Origin of the sequence: Providencia sp. PROV150 (genome assembly GCF_028481025.1) — a bacterium.
GTDB lineage: Bacteria > Pseudomonadota > Gammaproteobacteria > Enterobacterales > Enterobacteriaceae > Providencia > Providencia hangzhouensis.
The window spans coordinates 40,421-56,800 of record NZ_JAMPPJ010000009.1 but is presented as its reverse complement, the minus strand read 5'-3'; the positions used below and the strand labels follow the sequence as shown (position 1 = coordinate 56,800).

The window sequence follows — 16,380 nt, the reverse complement described above, 5'->3', positions numbered from 1 at the left end:
CCTAAATTACCAGCTGTATTTAGCAGCTATCCCAACCGGTAGTTCAAATAAACCCACCAATTAGGATAAACTGCAAGAAATAATATATTTGATAACTAATCTGCTTTTTCTCGATATGCGTCTTCATCAAATTCAACGGTATCTAAATTGTCACCAACAGCACTTTGGTCAACTCTGACTGGCGTAAATTTATTGATTATCCAAAGAATTAAGATTGTAAAGACAAAGGACCAAATACTGGTAAAGACAACGGCCACAGTTTGCTTCACAATTTGCATCCCGTTTCCTTCAATTAACCCTGCTGGCCCTTTCGCATTCCAAACCGTTGATGCAAATACACCGACTAAAATCGAGCCTGTAATACCACCAACACCATGCACACCGAATACATCTAATGCATCGTCTAAATGGCGTCGGACTAAGAAAACACAGGTATAACAGACGATACTGGCAATAACCCCGATAATTGCCGCAGAACCAATTGAAACATAACCTGAAGCAGGTGTAATAGTGGCTAAACCGGCTACTGCCCCTGTTAAAAAGCCGACAAGTTTAGGTTTGCCTGTATGCAAGCGTTCAATAATAAACCAAGTAATTGCCGCAAATGCAGCCGCAATATCAGTAGTAATAAATGCCGAAACGGTTACGGTGTTGACTTGCAGTTCAGACCCAGCGTTAAAACCATACCAACCAAACCACAATAAAGCCGCGCCAAGTGCAATATAAGGAATATTATGAGTACCATCTGACTTAACGACTCTTTTACCTACATATAACGCTGAAGCTATTGCAGCGAAACCGGCTGTTGCGTGAACGACAATACCACCCGCAAAATCAACAACTCCCCACTTAGCAAAAATGCCATCTGGGCTCCAAACCATATGAACGAACGGTGCATAGACAAATAATGTCCATAAGGTTAAAAAGATGAGATAAGCAGGGAAATTAACTCTATTTGCGAAAGCTCCTGTAATCAAGGCTGGGGTAATAATCGCAAACATCATTTGATATCCAAAATGAACCAGTATTGGTAAGCCGCCATCATTACCGGTATACATCGTTTGAGGGCTTATGTTATTCAAGAATGCATAATAAAATGGGTCGCCGACAATCCCATTAATCGAGGGACCGAACGATAATGAATAACCAACCACGAACCAAATAATTGCCACCCATCCCATAGAAAAGAAACTCTGGGACATAATGGTAATAACACTTTTACGAGAGACTAATCCACCATAGAAAAAAGCAAGTCCAGGAGTCATTAGCATAACAAGACTTGTACAAAGCAGCATAAATGCTGTATTTGGGACATCCAATACTGCAAGTATATTATTCATTAATTAATACTCTCCAATGAATGTATTCATATTTAGAATATCGAAATAGGAAATGATTATTTCATATTTATAGCAGTTTAATAATTGATTTATATATTTACAGTTCAATCACATAGTTATCTTTTTTCATAATATAACATTCAGTGAGATAATCAATAGAATTATTAACCAAAATAAAAATAATGGATTATTCATTTTAACGTTAAAAATTTAATATAAAATAGTCAATAATAAATAGTACTGGTAGATTAAATTTTAACACTGATGAAGTGTTAAAATTTAAATTAGCTCTTTAAGACTAAACGCCGCCGAGGTTCAGAGTGGCACATGTATAGAGATTTTGAGTTCGCTTATCAAACAAGCGCAACGCGGTGTTATTAAAGAAAAAATGATTAAAAAACTCACAATCACCACAGTTTGTCACTTTATGAGGATCTGCCGTCAAGCCTATTACAAACGACAAGATACATCTGATAAAAAGAGAAGTCAGATGATATTATTGTCTATTCAGTGAAATCAGAGCGCATTTTTCATGCCTCTATTAAGTGTTCGTAGTTGCACTTTATTTTCAAACAAAAACAATTAATTATTGGACGTGAACGATTATTTTCTTTATTTAAAAAACATCGATTATTGGTGCCAACTAAACGAAATTATCATCTAACAACATTAAATCATCATTGCTTTCATCAGCATCCAAATTTAATTAAGTCAGGATTTACTCCCACGCAACCAATACAATCTTGTGTCGCTTATATTACCTATTTATAAACTCATGAAGGCAATACTGATTTAAGTTTAATTACAGATGCTTATTCATAAAAAATTTGGGTTATCATTTAGATGACAACATGAGAATGAAGACGGTGAAGAAATCGTTGCTCTATGCATTAAAAAACGACATTCAGAAATACCATTGTTCCATCATTATGATCGTTGAAATGATCAACAAATTCAGTAGAAGATCTAAGCGGAATCTTTGAGTTCATAATATTTTTGATGTGGTGTTAAATAACCAATCTTTGAAAGGCATCGATAGTAATTGTAAAACTAAACGTAATTTTCAACCTCATCGATAACAGATTGATGATTCATAAACGATAAATGATTGAGTCTTTCTGTCTTTAAACTCCTAAAAATTTTTTCCATCACCGCATTGATGTACCCCTATATGTGCCACCTAAAGGGGAGAGTTTTCAATAGACGTTAGTAGATATTGGGATAATGGGATTTAGTTGAAATACTTGATTGCTTATTTTTATAACTTAAGGGGATTGGAAGACTTTAGAAAATGTTGCTAGAAGTGAAGATGGCGGAGGAGGAGAGATTCGAACTCTCGGATGGTTTCCCATCGGCGGTTTTCAAGACCGCTGCCTTCAGCCGCTCGGCCACCCCTCCGCAATGACGTGCACTATAAACATCCTCTCATTGGATGTAAACCCCTAATTTGATCATTCGCTTTAAAAATATACGCCTTTCATACTGTTGGGTGAAAATATCGACATTCTAACGACTTTACTTGGGTTATATCTCGATTTTTGCTAAATTTACGTTCTAATTTTATTTGAGTTGAAAAGAGTATGTTGGTTTTTAATAATCAAGAGATAGAAACAGACGCGCAAGGTTACCTGCTTGATAGCCAACAATGGAGCGAAGAATTAATTCCTTTGCTAGCGCAGCAAGAAGATATTGAAATTACCAATGAACACCTAGAGATTATCCGTTTCGTCAGGAACTTCTATTTGGAATTTAATACCTCACCTGCTATTCGCATGTTGGTTAAAGCAGTTTCTCAACAATTTGGCGAAGAAAAAGGCAATAGCCGCTATCTATACCGGCTATTTCCAAAAGGGCCAGCTAAGCAAGCCACTAAACTTGCTGGCCTGCCAAAACCGGTGAAATGTATTTAATTTTTCACTAATAGCGGACACTAAAGTCCGCTATTGGCTCGGTCTTCCAGTTTTCTGTGAAAAAATGGTCTACTTTTGCTCCCGGTGGTCCCCCAGCTTTTAGCCACTCATCAACAAATTCAATATCTTGCTCTGTTCCGTAAATGGCTAGCTTAACACTGCCATCATCTCGGTTACACACAAAACCTTTTATGCCGTTCTGATTAGCCCAATGATAGGTTTGGTAACGAAACCCAACCCCTTGAACACGACCATAAATATAAAAATATCGACCTGATGCAGTCATGTGAGCCTCCGTTGTCAGAGCATAATGTATTGATACCTTCTTTTTAACAGTTGTTTTTTATTCATTGAACAGATAATCTGCTAAATGAGGCACTGCTTTTCATAGTTGCGTATAAAGACAGTGTATTGCGTTATTAATAATTGTCCATATATTAGCTTGAAAACGCGTAGCACTGCCCATATATAGTTTGAAGTATAAGCAAGGCTTTTAGGAGGTCGCTATGATGATCACCAGTAAATATGGAATCGGGCAACAAGTTAGGCACAAACTTCTCGGCTACTTAGGCGTCGTTGTAGATGTTGACGCTGAGTATTCGCTCGAACAACCACATGATGATGATATTGCCGCTAACAGCACACTACGCGATCTACCTTGGTATCATGTTGTTATGGAAGATGACAATGGGGATGCAGTTCATACATATTTGGCTGAAGCTCAAATTACTTATGAAACCGTAGAAGACCATCCAGAACAACCATCAATGGATGAACTAGCGGAATCCATAAGGTCTCAGTTGCAAGCTCCTCGCCTTCGCAACTAACCTTCAAATATCTATATTGTTATTTATGAACGCAACCGTAAAGCAGCTCACTAGCTGCTTTACTTTTTAACGCTAGAAATACTTTATTTTTCAAGACCTAAAGCGGGTATTTCTTGTTTTGGGCATTTATCCATAACAAACTGTAAACCAGCCTGCAAAGCGATTTGCTGTGCTTCTTCGCTAATCACTCCTTTTTGTAACCACAAAACTTTAGCTTTAATTTCCACGGCTTCTCTGGCCACTCCTACCGCAGCTTCTGCATTACGAAACACATCGACCATATCAATAGGCCCAGGTATATCACTAAGCTTTTCGTATACTAGCTGCCCTAACAAGGTTTGACCTGCCAATTTAGGGCTGACAGGAATAACGGTATAGCCTTGATGTAAAAGATATTCCATGACTTCATAACTCGGCCTATTTGCCTTATCACTCGCTCCCACTAAAGCGATTGTCCGGACACGCTTTAAAATTTCAGCAATTTCTTGATCTCTCATCAAAATATCTCCCAAAACCTATAAACTATTCATTAGCATTATGATATATGTTGTATATCTTTGCTCATTCAATTTTTAAAGATGTCTATCTCGCATCTTATTTAAGGGAACATCATGGAATCAACTACCCGTAAAATTACAGCCTCAAAAAATATTGCTTTGGTTGCCCATGACCACTGTAAACCTTCATTATTATCTTGGACTAAGAAAAATAATGAACGGCTTCAAGCTCACAATTTATACGCAACAGGAACTACAGGCAATTTAATCCACCAGCACACTGGGTTGCCTGTTACGAGTATGCTAAGTGGCCCAATGGGGGGAGACCAACAAATAGGCTCAATGATTGCGGAGCAAAAAATTGACCTATTAATTTTCTTCTGGGACCCTCTTAATGCCGTGCCTCATGACCCAGATGTTAAAGCACTACTACGTTTAGCCACCGTTTGGAATATTCCTGTCGCAACCAACTCTGCAACCGCTGATTTTTTAATCACCTCACCCTATTTTGATAATACGATAGACGTCGTTATTCCTGATTACGAAAGCTATTTAACCAAACGAACTAACTAATTCTATCTCTATTAAGCGCCAGAGTATTCTGGCACTTAATAGATCATAATATAGCTTTAAGGTTTCTTTTGTTTTGGAACGCCCAATTGCTTGAGTTCATCGACAAATTCTGACGGTTTTTCTGGGTGATAAAGCAACCAAACTTGCTGCTTAGCCCGTGTTAATGCGACATATAGCAAACGCCTTTCTTCTGCATGGTCAAAATCTTCGGGCTTAGGCAATAATGCTTGCTCAATAACTGATTCGCGCGCAGGAGCAGGGAAACCATCCTTTCCGCTATTCAGACCACAAATTATCACATGATCTGCTTGCTGCCCTTTTGAGGCATGAATAGTCATAAACTGAATATTTAATTTTGGCCAACGAGTTTTGGCTTTATCTAAAATATTAGGTTTTAAATAATGGTAGCGGGCTAGTACTAATATCGTTTCATCATCAAGGACATAACCACTCATTTTATCCAATAAGCGTTCCAAGGCATCTTCATAAAGAAGAATAACAGATTTTTTATTCCCTTTAGTTAAACTATTCAATGGCTTATCTAACTGCATAGGGTTTTGTAAAATAAACTGATTTGCAACCTCACCAATGCGTTGGTTAAAACGATAAGTCGTGTCTAAAGCGCAAAGTTCCCCAATACCAAAGTTATGTTCAAACGATGTCGTTAAGTCTAATTCTGCACCACTAAACCGGTAAATGGCTTGCCAATCATCTCCAACCGCAAATAATGTGGTTTGCTTATTCTGCTGACGTAGTGCTTGCAGTAACTTCGCCCTGAGAGGTGAAATATCTTGAAACTCATCAACTAAAATATGTTTCCATGGGCTAATAAAACGCCCTTTTTCTAAAATATTAATGGCTTGATGAATTAATCCAGAAAAATCAATTGCACCTTCATCTTTCAAAGCGCTTTTCCATACTTTCAATAGCGGCGCCATTAAACGAATACGTTTTTGAAAAAGATCTCTTATTTCTTCCGACGTATTATCAATCATGTCCTTCTGGCTACCGCCATGCATACGCATTAAGCTTAGCCAACGGTCTAAACGGGCAGTGACTTTAGTGCTAATTTTTTCGTCTTTCCAGAATTCACCGTCTGGAATTTCCCATTGCAACTCTTCAGAAAGCCATTCTCGCCATCCTTTTGCCTGCGCTTTCTTTGCTGAACATTGTTCTCGCCATTCGTTTAATAACAGTGTTTGTCGTTTTTGAGTGTCTGTTTCTAACTCGCTAATCACTGGCGATTTTTTGCTACCTTCACGAATAATATGTAGAGCAAGCGCATGGAAAGTTTTAGCTTCAATATCTTGTTGTAAACGCGAGTGAATACGCCCATTCATTTCATCTGCAGCTTTACGGCCAAAAGCCAACAAAAGAATTTGTTCTGGTTTTGCCAAACCTCGCAAGATTAGCCAACCCGCTCTTGCAACTAGGACTGATGTTTTACCACTTCCAGCCCCCGCCAGTACTAATACATTATCCTCACCATTAATCACAGATAAGGACTGTGAATAATTGAGTGGTGATGTTTCTACTTGCTGGAAAAAATCGTGATAACGAACTAATACAGACTCACACCAGTGATCGTTAATTTGTTTTCGGCATTCTTGACCGCTATTCAGCCAATTCAGACACTCGTGATATTGTGCTGCACAATTTTCATATAATGAAATGCGCGCCAAAGGCATAGGCAGAGACGAAAAGCTTTGTGATATTTTATCTTTTATTTCAGATAGATGACGTAATGTTAGCCACCTGTCTTGTTGTGTCAATTGTTCAATCGAATTAACTAATTCAGTCAATACACTAGCACTGACTTGACTCATTTCAGTGCTCCATTGTTGCCATTTTTCATTCAAATAATGGTAAAAGCGCTGAGTTTGCTTCCATTCAGTACCATGTAAACGAACAACTTGTTCATTCACAATTTCAAATTCTAACTCCCCCCAAACAATCCCTCTCTTACAACGAAGATCGATAAGTTCATTAAATGGGATAAGATATTGGTGGTTTTCACCACTCACTTCAATACCTGCGTTGAGTAAGCGAACCCGATTGTAGGGATGCTGAGCCAGACGCTGTCCAATCTGTGTTGATTTCAGTTCCATACGTCCTGCACCTGAGAAAATCAATGACAAAATACGGTTGGCTTGATTCCAAACGGTTTTTTATTCCTTGCAAACAAGCTATCCTATATAGATTAGGGCTTGTCTTACCTTTGAGGTACTTTGTGTTAACACTGCTTACCAGTTATCGTCGTGTGCTATATAACAGCCATTTTTTATATTATATCCGAATATTTATAGCCCTGACAGGCGCAACCTTAGTGCCGTGGTTGTTAAACCAAGAGCCTAAAATCACCATCCCACTGACATTGGGTGTGGTTGCTGCAGCACTAACTGACTTAGATGATAGGCTAACTGGCAGAATAAAAAATTTAATTATTACACTTTTTTGTTTTTTTATTGCATCAGTTTCTATTGAACTACTTTTTCCCTATCCTTTATTTTTCTTTTTTGGCCTCGCATTTTCTACCTGTGGCTTTATTCTTCTTGGCGCTTTAGGGCAGCGATACGCAACCATCGCATTTGGTGCGCTGTTAATTGCCATTTATACCATGCTCGGCGTACCCATTTTTGATACTTGGTACCAACAACCCGCATTATTACTCACAGGGGCAATTTGGTATAATATTTTAACCTTGATTGGGCATATCTTATTTCCTGTTAGGCCATTACAAGATGCAATTACCCAATGCTATCAGCAACTTTCAGCTTATCTAGATGCAAAAGCCAACTTATTTGACCCTGACTTAGAAGATGACTACCAACGCTCAGTTTATGATTTAGCATTAGTAAACAGTCATTTGGTCAGTACCATGAACCAAGCAAAAATTGCATTACTGAGCCGGTTAAAAGGAGACCGGGGGCAAAAAGGTACCCGAAATTCGCTACAATACTATTTTGTTGCCCAAGATATTCACGAGCGAGCAAGCTCATCTCATATTCAATATCAACAACTTAGCCGTACTTTACGTCATTGTGATATTTTATTTCGTTTCCAACGCCTATTAACTATGCAAGCGAGAGCCTGCCAGCAAGTTGCTCAATCTGTTTTATGGCGTAAACAATACCAACATAACCCTCGTTTTGAGCGTACTTTCACTTACATTGAAAAATCGCTACAGCTACTAAAACAGCAATCGCCTGAGCTTCATGAAATTAAGGCCCTATATAACTTACTTAAAAACTTAAAAGGAATTGACGTCCAACTGAAAGGCCTAAGCCTTGAGCAGAGTTCATGGCAGCAAAATAATAAGCAAATAGAACAGTTATCTGACGAATCGTTATCAGGTATTAGTGATATTATTTCGCGAGTTAAGCACCATTTAACACCAAAATCCTCTTTATTTCGCCATGCAGTAAGAATGTCAATTCTCCTTTGTACTGGCTATATCATCATACAACTATTTGATATGGAAAGAGGATATTGGATATTACTCACGAGTTTATTTGTATGCCAACCAAACTACAGTGCCACTAAACGGCGCTTAGCCCTTCGCATAATAGGAACTATTGTTGGTATTCTTATTGGCTTACCTTTGCTGAATTTAATCCCTTCAATGGAAGGGCAACTTACGCTAATCGTTATTTCTGGTTTACTGTTTTTTATGTTTCGCAGTAGCCAATATGCCCAAGCAACATTATTTATCACACTTCTCGTTTTGTTTTGTTTTAACCTACTGGGCGAGGGGTTTGATGTTGCACTTCCACGGATCATTGACACTTTAATTGGTTGTTTTATTGCATTACTTGCAGTGAGTTTTATTTGGCCAGACTGGAAGTTCCGCCAACTTCCCCAAGTTATTCAAAAAACTATGGACAGCAACTGCCGCTATTTAGATGCTATTTTACAACAATACTACCAAGGTAAAGACAACCGCCTTGAGTACCGAATTGCACGTAGAGATGCACATAATAATGATGCAGAGTTCGCTTCTATTGTGTCCAATATGGCTTCTGACCCTAAGTCTTATCGAATCACCCAAGAACAAGCTTTTCGCCTACTCTGCTTAAACCATACCTTACTCAGTTATATTTCTGCATTAGGCGCACATCGTGAAAAAATGCAAAATGAAGGTAACCTTTCATTACTCAACGACGCAATTTGCTATGTTGAATCGTCGTTACAAATCACCACCATTGACCCACTAGTTATTGATAAAAAATCAGATGAGCTTCGCCATAGTTTATTAAACCGAATAGATAACATTTCAACTAGTGATGACGAAAAAACGTTACTTATCATGGAACAAACTAAGTTATTACTCGAATTAATCCCTGAGATAAAACAGATAATTCGAACCATTAGTGCGTCATAAATATACCGATGAGCGGGTATTAAAATCCTAAATACCCGCCCATTTCATATCGCGTAATGTAATATTAATTATAATAACAGTCGCTTTCCGCAGGTTTAGGCTGATGTCAACTCAAAACTATTATACCAAGCAATTAACTCTTGTTTGATATCCTTGGGTAAAACAGCACTATGACACCCTTCTATTGCAGCGGCTAAGCCAATGAGTAACTTAATACTTGGGTTATTCCTACCATGTTTTTTTAGCTTCATAAAACAAGCCTTTGCCCCCATCATACGCAGCTCATCAACATGCGATACTCCGATTTTCCCTAGTGCGCGCTCAACCGACATATTCATATTAGGCAAATCTTTTATGCGCATAGTCATTGATTGCTTTTGTTTTAATTCCTCGATAGCTGAACGGTACGCCAACTCAATATATTGGAGAAACAAGGGCTCGTCATGCCAAACTTGTTCCGAAAGTAGATAGTAGCGCATTTCCAATGGAATGCCTTTTTTACTATAAACTAACCGATTGAACCCTGACGCTTCAAAGTGACTTCTTGCCACTAAGCAGCCACGCAAATAAAAACAACCGTCGAGTACCAATCCTACAATGGCATCATCGACTAATAGACAAAATCCACCAAAATGATTTTTGCGTTTTAGCTCGCCAAACTGACTTAACAAACGAGATAAATAAAAAATTTTTTCTTCTTCTAACAACATTACCAAACTCCTTTTTGGGTATGCTCAATTTTCATCCTTGAGAAAAATAATTTTATAACTTCTTTTTTTACAGATAATTACGCATAACTAATTTTGAGAGCTTCCATAAAAAATGCCAAGAAGAATGCAGAAAAAAACAACAAAGTTGCGAAGCGCTTTGAAAAAATAGTCTTGATATTGGATGGATATACAGTTACTGTATGTTCATACAGCATTGTAACGAGGTAAATTATGAGCATCTATTCTTGGAACAACTCAACAGAACATTCTCTTAATAATTACGCACAATCAATCCCTGCGACAGGGCTTACTAACAGCTCTATGCAACAAGGTATGGTGAGCGAGCTTGTTTACGATGAAAAACACCCTATTATGGATTACATTTTGTTGCCAATGCTTCGCCAGTTTGGGGTTCAATCACGCTGGTTACTCTGGTTAAGCCCTAATAAGAAACTCAGTAAGCACTGGTTAGAACAATCAGGAATACCAACTCATAAGGTTATGCAATTAAACCATATGGAAGATATCACTACGATTGGCGCCATGGAAAAAGCACTAAGAAGTGGTAATTACAGTGTGGTTTTAGGGTGGCTACCTGAAATAAGCGAGCAAGATTTTGTTCGCTTGCAATACGCAGCTCAAGAAGGCCGTTCTATCGGTTTAATTATGCGCCCACAGAAAACGTTTAATATGATTAATACACTAGCAGGACAGCCAAACCACTTAAAAATTCATTCAAATCATTACCACTAGCCAAGATTAAGAATTTTCTTACTAAATTTAACCTTTAGAAATATTTTCCTCTAAAGTTAAATTAAATGTATTGTAGATCAATCAGATAGATAAAAAATAATCATTACAGAAAATATACATATCTCTCTGATTTATACACTAAAAAAATACTTTTTTTAACGATTATTGCTCACTCTACTTGTATCTTTTTAAGTTCGTTGTAGACTTTAGCTTGTTCGGCTTATGGCATTATTTTTTTACTTTTATTATTTTTTTGTAGATAATGTCTGCGAAACCTAGCAAGTAAATTAAACCAATGGCATATAATAAGGCTCAGCGAAGCCAAGCCAATATTGGATGATAACGAGGCGTAAAAATGAAAAAAACAGCTATCGCAGTAGCAGTGGCAGTAGCAGCTTTTGCAACCGTTGCACAAGCAGCTCCAAAAGATAACACTTGGTATACCGGTGCTAAATTAGGTTGGTCTCACTATGAAGACACTAGCCTGAATCCAGCAAAAACTGGTACAGACTATGCAGGTTGGGGCACTGTTGGTAACAGCACTGACCGTGACACAATCGGTGCAGGTGCCTACGCTGGTTACCAATATAACCAATACTTAGGCTTCGAGCTTGGCTATGATTGGTTCGGTAAAATGAAATACAAAGGCGCTGGTAACAGCGGTGACCTGAAATCTATGGGTGTTTCATTAACTACCAAATTAAGCTATCCAATCATGGATGACTTAGATGTTTACACGCGTTTAGGTGGTATGGTTTACCGTACAGAAGCTAAAGCTCACCAAAATGGCCAACGTTTCAAAGAAACTGACACTGGCGTTGCACCTGTATACGCATTAGGTCTTGAGTATGCAATCACTCCAGAGTGGGCTACTCGTTTAGACTACCAGTGGGTTAGCAACTTAGGTGATAAAGACAACATCGGTACTCGTCCAGACAACGGCATGCTGAGCGTTGGTGTTGCATACCGTTTCGGTCAAGCTGATGCTCCAGTTGTTGCTCCAGCTCCAGTTGTTGAGCCAGCAGCTCCAGTTGTTGAAAACAAACGTTTCACACTGCGTTCAGACGTTCTGTTTAACTTCAACAAAGCATCTCTGAAACCAGAAGGTCAGCAAGCTCTGAATGAACTGTACAACGAACTGAGCAGCATCGACCCAACTCAAGGTCGCGTACTGGTAGTTGGTTTCACTGACCGTATCGGTTCACAAAACTACAACCTGCCTCTGTCACAGAAACGTGCTCAGTCAGTAGTTGACTACTTAGTATCTAAAGGCGTTCCAGCTAGCGCAATCGCTGCAGAAGGCCGTGGTAAAGAAGATCCAGTAACTGGTAACAAATGTGACAACGTTAAAGGCCGTGCAGCTCTGATCGAGTGTTTAGCGCCAGACCGTCGCGTTGAAATCGAAATCCAAGGTACAACTGAAGTTGTAACTCAGCCAGGTGCTTAATTCTTAGCCCTAGTTTGAATTTCGAACTGAAATACAAAAACCCCAATTAATATTGGGGTTTTTTATTACTAAAAATAATAGGCACGATACAAAAATTCACTTTTAAAATTAAACTTCCCGCAATCATGTCATATAGCTTGAATTACCAGCACTGATCCTCACAGATCTTCTTTAATTATCTTTTCCCTTTGGTGTTCCAAGGATCGCTTGCAAATCTTGTTTTAATGAGCTCATTTGGCTTTCATATTTATCTTTGTGTTCCGCATCTTCAATCAACTGAATAATAGTTTCAGACAACGTTTTATTACGCTTCACAGCAAGATTAGACAAACGCTGCCATACTGAAAAATTTAAATCTATTGATTTCTTACGTGTATGTGGATGCTCGGCATTGAAATGACGCTTACGCCTCGCCCGAATACTCTGTTTCATTCGGTTATCAAGCTCTGGATTCATATGCTGAGTGATCCACTTTAGTACATCAACCGGTCTATTTTCCATTTTTAGCAGCAAGTCTATGGCTTCTTTTTCTGCGCTTCTTTCTATATAGCGGGTAATTGCTTCGCCACCTCTTGCTTTATTGACGAGGTATTCCCATTTCCAGCCACATTCAAGATTTTCAAGCTGCTGATATTTCATAATTTTTCCTGAAGAAAATTGAACCTATTTTTATATTAGCAAGATTATAAACAAAATACTCATGCAGATATTCGATTTAGTGGAATATTCACTTTTTCAATAAAGAAGGTAAGCCTACCTTGTAAAAATAGTGTACAATCCGCCCCTATCTGTTAACAAATTAATAAAACTGCATGTCCACATTTGAATACATACTCGTCATCTATGGGATTGGCGGTGTATGCGCAATGCTATTTACCCTACTCGTAACAAAAGATCCAAACTTTTTTATGCGCCTACTGAGCGCCATACTTATTGGCTTAACTTGGCCAATGACACTACCCATTGTATTTATGTTTTCGTTATTCTAGTCGATAATTCAACAATTATTGCTGCAAGATTGCCTATCAAAGGCTAATATAACAAGCTTGCCCATTGGGTAATGAATTAGCCTGAAATTTGTTTATAAAACAAACAATGCTATTTAGCAAATTTATTAAATAAACCTTTTTCAGGCATATACGCCCAGCTTACTGGCAGGCATTTTATTTATAACTCTATTAATAGCAGATAATTATAGTGATCAGTCAAGAACTAACATGGCAAGGCCTAATTCCTAACTTATCGTCATTTCAGACGAAATTTGTATCTTCAGAAACGTTGACCCCTGCAATTTTATCAGACATTCAGCCTAGGCTATCTGATGGCATACAACATTTTGTTGATGAATTTGCCCAAACGCGCTTTATGTTTATCAAGTCTGATGAAAGTGAGACATATCTTAGCCTTTATGCTAATGCAATTACCCCATTACTGGCAGAGATAAATACTATTGATGGTGACTATCAATTATCTGAAGATAACCGCGTTTTCCAGTGGGAAAATGGTGTTACAAGCCGTTTTTCTTCTCGTGATAAAATCGCTTACCGTAATTGGATAGAACCCGAACAATTATTTGGCTATGTTACCCCTTCCTTGAATTTAGTCCCAGGCTTACTTCACCAAATCAATGGTGGCATATTAGTTATCGCTGCTAGCACATTAATTAATCAACCTTTAATGTGGGCTCGCCTAAAAAATATGGTTAACCGTCAACAGCTTGAATGGCTGCCTTATTCGGATAATCAACCTTTACCCATTGAAATTGAGCCACAGCCTTTAGAACTTAAAGTCATAATTGTTGGTGACCGACTCGCTCTAGAAGAATTTGAATTTACATCACCAGAGTTATTTAGCTGCGCTATTTATGGCGAATATGAGCCTGTTATGTTCTTCGAAGATGAAGAACAATTGACCTTATGGATGCGTTATATTAAATCCATTATTGATTCCAATAAATTACCGAATATTTCTCCGGATGGGTGGCTTCCTTTTATCCAACAAGCTGTACGTTACTGTGAGGATAAATTTAATCTTCCTCTTGATAATCTTTGGTTAGTTCGCTCCCTTGTAGATGCCAGCCATTACCATGTCAACCATTTGCTCACTAAAGAGTCATTTAACCAAGCTAACGAAAATCGCCAATGGCGCCATAGTTTCCTAGCAGAACGTACTCAAGATGATATTTTGCAAGAACAGATCTTTGTTAAAACCGAAGGCGAAGTTATCGGCCAAGTTAATGGTTTATCTGTTTTGCAATACCCGGGGCACCCTGACGCTATTGGTGAACCTTCTCGAATTACCTGTGTCGCCCATTTAGGTGATGGCGAATTCACTGACGTAGAACGCAAAGCAGAGTTAGGTGGTAATATCCATGCCAAAGGCATGATGATCATGCAAGCCTATTTAAATTACGAGCTTAAATTAGAGCAACCTCAACCTTTCTCAGCCTCTATCGTCTTTGAGCAATCTTATGGTGAAGTTGATGGTGATAGCGCATCACTCGCAGAGCTGTGCGCTTTAATTAGTGCATTAGCACTACAGCCTATTGACCAGCAAATTGCTATCACTGGTGCGGTTGACCAATTTGGCTATGTCCAACCTATTGGTGGGGTGAATGAGAAAATTGAAGGTTTCTTTGATATCTGTGAAAAACGCGGGTTAACTGGCAACCAAGGTGTCATCATCCCAATGGCAAATGTCCGCCATTTATGCACCAAATCTGCTGTCGTTGAAGCCGTAAAAGAAGGCCAATTCCATATTTGGCCCGTTGAACATGTCGCCCAAGCCATTACTTTACTCACTAAACAACCTTACTTTGAACAGCAAGCTGAAGAGGAAAATGTACACCTGTTAGCTTTAATTCAAGAACGCATTAATCAAGCAAATTCACCGGATAAGGCTAGACTTCCTTGGTTCTTAAAATGGATGAGTTAAGTAAAGATTGCGTAAAAAATAGCAGATCGGAGTTGTTCAGCGTACAAGTGTAAGCTATCCTGTAGCCCTACACATAATAAAGGCTATCTTAAGAACATGGTTGATAAACGCGGATCCTACACAAAAGATGATTTAATTGCTTCTGGTAAAGGCGAATTATTTGGAGAAAATGGTCCTCCACTGCCATCAGGAAACATGTTGATGATGGATCGCATCGTCAGTATGACTGAAGATGGTGGCACATTTAATAAAGGTTATGTGGAAGCTGAACTGGATATTAATCCAGACCTTTGGTTCTTTGGCTGCCACTTTACAAACGACCCTGTCATGCCTGGCTGTTTAGGCCTAGATGCAATGTGGCAGTTAGTTGGCTTCTATCTTGGCTGGCTTGGCGGTGAAGGAAAAGGACGTGCTTTAGGCGTTGGCGAAGTTAAATTTACAGGCCAAGTCCTCCCTACTGCGAAGAAAGTCACTTACCGCATCAGCTTTAAACGCGTGATCAACCGTAAGCTGATCATGGGGTTAGCAGACGGTGAAGTCTTAGTTGATGGTAAATTAATTTATACTGCAACAGACTTAAAAGTGGGTCTTTTTAAAGACACGAGCGCATTCTAAGCTTTGAAATGCAAACCTCCGCAATGGCGGAGGTTCTTAAATTGATTGATATCTTTAACTTAAAAACCCGAAAATACTCAAATAAACGAGTACAGGCTATTTAACCTAAAAGATTAAAAGAATGTGGGGGTTACACTACCGCTATGGTTCGATCCTCCATCGCCTTTCGCCAACCACCTAGCCAATGCGACCGAGCATCTACTGCTTGATATGGGCATAGTTCTTTAGAGCGCCCTGCTAAACCTGCTTGATAACCTCTTGATAAAGCTCTTTCTAAACGGTCTCGCTTCTGTCTTTTCATGCCTTACTTCCCTCATCATTTAAATGGAAAAGAAAACAGCACCTACTATTTTTTAATAGGTACACTATAGAAATAGCGCCCGTTGATAAAAA

At 38.6% G+C, this 16,380-nt stretch carries 16 protein-coding genes, 1 tRNA gene and 1 pseudogene; 9 read left to right on the top strand and 9 right to left on the bottom strand.

Features of this window, described 5'->3' with window-relative positions:
• Nucleotides 1-95: 95 nt before the first annotated feature.
• The 3 genes and pseudogenes from PSE83_RS08215 to PSE83_RS08205 all read right to left on the bottom strand — a co-directional run bounded on the left by PSE83_RS08215 (nucleotide 96) and on the right by PSE83_RS08205 (nucleotide 2,738).
• Nucleotides 96-1,340: an ammonium transporter gene (locus PSE83_RS08215; RefSeq protein WP_004256087.1), complete on the bottom strand. Its 1,245-nt coding sequence runs from the start codon at nucleotides 1,338-1,340 to the stop codon at nucleotides 96-98.
• A 966-nt stretch (nucleotides 1,341-2,306) separates the two neighbouring features.
• Nucleotides 2,307-2,498: pseudogene (locus PSE83_RS08210) on the bottom strand (IS3 family transposase); the annotation flags it as partial.
• Nucleotides 2,499-2,650: 152 nt separating this feature from the next.
• Nucleotides 2,651-2,738 (bottom strand) — tRNA-Ser (locus PSE83_RS08205).
• 182 nt (nucleotides 2,739-2,920) lie between these two features.
• Here PSE83_RS08205 and PSE83_RS08200 point away from each other — a divergent pair.
• Nucleotides 2,921-3,250 carry a TusE/DsrC/DsvC family sulfur relay protein gene (locus PSE83_RS08200; RefSeq protein ID WP_004256090.1) on the top strand — a complete coding sequence of 110 codons (330 nt, stop codon included), beginning with the start codon at nucleotides 2,921-2,923 and terminating at the stop codon, nucleotides 3,248-3,250.
• A gap of 7 nt (nucleotides 3,251-3,257) precedes the next feature.
• Here the strand turns inward: PSE83_RS08200 and PSE83_RS08195 are convergent, their stop codons facing one another.
• Nucleotides 3,258-3,536 carry an acylphosphatase gene (locus PSE83_RS08195; protein ID WP_272660798.1) on the bottom strand — a complete coding sequence of 93 codons (279 nt, stop codon included), beginning with the start codon at nucleotides 3,534-3,536 and terminating at the stop codon, nucleotides 3,258-3,260.
• A 220-nt stretch (nucleotides 3,537-3,756) separates the two neighbouring features.
• On the opposite strand from PSE83_RS08195, the gene hspQ reads away from it, so the two are divergent.
• Entirely contained in the window at nucleotides 3,757-4,077 is a 321-nt protein-coding gene (gene hspQ, locus PSE83_RS08190; protein WP_004256095.1) for a heat shock protein HspQ, read from the top strand.
• Between the two features lie 83 nt (nucleotides 4,078-4,160).
• Here the strand turns inward: hspQ and PSE83_RS08185 are convergent, their stop codons facing one another.
• Nucleotides 4,161-4,574, bottom strand: coding sequence for a CoA-binding protein (locus PSE83_RS08185; protein ID WP_004256099.1), 414 nt, complete (start codon nucleotides 4,572-4,574; stop codon nucleotides 4,161-4,163).
• A gap of 114 nt (nucleotides 4,575-4,688) precedes the next feature.
• Here PSE83_RS08185 and PSE83_RS08180 point away from each other — a divergent pair, with 114 nt between their 5' ends.
• Entirely contained in the window at nucleotides 4,689-5,147 is a 459-nt protein-coding gene (locus tag PSE83_RS08180; protein WP_004256102.1) for a methylglyoxal synthase, read from the top strand.
• 56 nt (nucleotides 5,148-5,203) lie between these two features.
• On the opposite strand, the gene helD is transcribed toward PSE83_RS08180, so the two are convergent.
• Nucleotides 5,204-7,255 carry a DNA helicase IV gene (gene helD, locus PSE83_RS08175; protein WP_110591469.1) on the bottom strand — a complete coding sequence of 684 codons (2,052 nt, stop codon included), beginning with the start codon at nucleotides 7,253-7,255 and terminating at the stop codon, nucleotides 5,204-5,206.
• Between the two features lie 122 nt (nucleotides 7,256-7,377).
• On the opposite strand from helD, the gene yccS reads away from it, so the two are divergent.
• A complete protein-coding gene (gene yccS / locus PSE83_RS08170) occupies nucleotides 7,378-9,528 on the top strand; it encodes a YccS family putative transporter (protein WP_172767335.1) in 2,151 nt (716 codons plus the stop codon).
• 95 nt (nucleotides 9,529-9,623) lie between these two features.
• Here yccS and PSE83_RS08165 read toward each other — a convergent pair whose 3' ends face one another.
• Nucleotides 9,624-10,238 (bottom strand): TfoX/Sxy family DNA transformation protein, encoded by a 615-nt coding sequence (locus tag PSE83_RS08165; protein ID WP_004256109.1) that lies wholly within the window; start codon nucleotides 10,236-10,238, stop codon nucleotides 9,624-9,626.
• A gap of 231 nt (nucleotides 10,239-10,469) precedes the next feature.
• On the opposite strand from PSE83_RS08165, the gene sulA reads away from it, so the two are divergent.
• Both sulA and ompA read left to right on the top strand, forming a co-directional pair.
• Complete coding sequence (sulA, locus tag PSE83_RS08160) at nucleotides 10,470-10,991, top strand: SOS-induced cell division inhibitor SulA (protein WP_036957904.1); 522 nt, start codon at nucleotides 10,470-10,472, stop codon at nucleotides 10,989-10,991.
• Between the two features lie 355 nt (nucleotides 10,992-11,346).
• Nucleotides 11,347-12,438 carry a porin OmpA gene (gene ompA, locus PSE83_RS08155; RefSeq protein ID WP_004256113.1) on the top strand — a complete coding sequence of 364 codons (1,092 nt, stop codon included), beginning with the start codon at nucleotides 11,347-11,349 and terminating at the stop codon, nucleotides 12,436-12,438.
• A 171-nt stretch (nucleotides 12,439-12,609) separates the two neighbouring features.
• On the opposite strand, the gene matP is transcribed toward ompA, so the two are convergent.
• Nucleotides 12,610-13,077: a macrodomain Ter protein MatP gene (gene matP / locus PSE83_RS08150; RefSeq protein ID WP_153673626.1), complete on the bottom strand. Its 468-nt coding sequence runs from the start codon at nucleotides 13,075-13,077 to the stop codon at nucleotides 12,610-12,612.
• Between the two features lie 173 nt (nucleotides 13,078-13,250).
• Here matP and PSE83_RS08145 point away from each other — a divergent pair, with 173 nt between their 5' ends.
• The 3 genes from PSE83_RS08145 (at nucleotide 13,251) to fabA (ending at nucleotide 15,987) form a co-directional block, all read left to right on the top strand.
• Nucleotides 13,251-13,427: a GhoT/OrtT family toxin gene (locus PSE83_RS08145; RefSeq protein WP_071585857.1), complete on the top strand. Its 177-nt coding sequence runs from the start codon at nucleotides 13,251-13,253 to the stop codon at nucleotides 13,425-13,427.
• Between the two features lie 208 nt (nucleotides 13,428-13,635).
• Nucleotides 13,636-15,372: an AAA family ATPase gene (locus PSE83_RS08140; protein ID WP_096864216.1), complete on the top strand. Its 1,737-nt coding sequence runs from the start codon at nucleotides 13,636-13,638 to the stop codon at nucleotides 15,370-15,372.
• Nucleotides 15,373-15,468: 96 nt separating this feature from the next.
• Nucleotides 15,469-15,987 carry a bifunctional 3-hydroxydecanoyl-ACP dehydratase/trans-2-decenoyl-ACP isomerase gene (gene fabA / locus PSE83_RS08135; protein ID WP_004256129.1) on the top strand — a complete coding sequence of 173 codons (519 nt, stop codon included), beginning with the start codon at nucleotides 15,469-15,471 and terminating at the stop codon, nucleotides 15,985-15,987.
• A gap of 130 nt (nucleotides 15,988-16,117) precedes the next feature.
• Here the strand turns inward: fabA and rmf are convergent, their stop codons facing one another.
• The gene (rmf, locus tag PSE83_RS08130) at nucleotides 16,118-16,288 is read right to left on the bottom strand and encodes a ribosome modulation factor (protein ID WP_004256131.1); all 171 of its coding nucleotides are present in this window, start codon (nucleotides 16,286-16,288) and stop codon (nucleotides 16,118-16,120) included.
• Nucleotides 16,289-16,380 lie beyond the last annotated feature (92 nt).